Source organism: Bacillus sp. SIMBA_031 (assembly GCF_046535225.1).
GTDB classification, from domain to species: domain Bacteria; phylum Bacillota; class Bacilli; order Bacillales; family Bacillaceae; genus Bacillus; species Bacillus velezensis.
The window spans coordinates 1-270 of sequence record NZ_JAWRXC010000271.1; the positions used below are offsets into that span (position 1 = coordinate 1).

Below are 270 nucleotides of genomic sequence, written 5' to 3' on the forward strand. Positions count from 1 at the left end.
GTCGGTCTCCGGTTACGGATAAGCGTTATGGCAGGATAAGTAAGTACTTTCGTTTTGAATGCGTCCGATCCATAAAGATCAACGAACAAATCGAAAGAGAACTTCTCACTGATCAGTTTTCTTAGCCTTCTGCCATATTTGTTCTTGGTCCAACGATCGGTGCAAATAAAGCATAGTTTTCCGTCATTTTCGAGCAGCGACAACGATTTCTCAAAAAAAGGAACGTATAAATCCGCTCGATCACCCATCGTATGGAATTGGGATCGATAT

Annotated in this window: 1 protein-coding gene; it reads right to left on the reverse strand. The window is 41.9% G+C overall.

Annotation, left to right across the window (positions count from 1 at the left end):
• The coding region (locus SB724_RS20285; RefSeq protein WP_410572666.1) for an Eco57I restriction-modification methylase domain-containing protein at window positions 1–248 on the reverse strand (248 nt) is incomplete at its 3' end.
• Window positions 249–270: the final 22 nt, after the last annotated feature.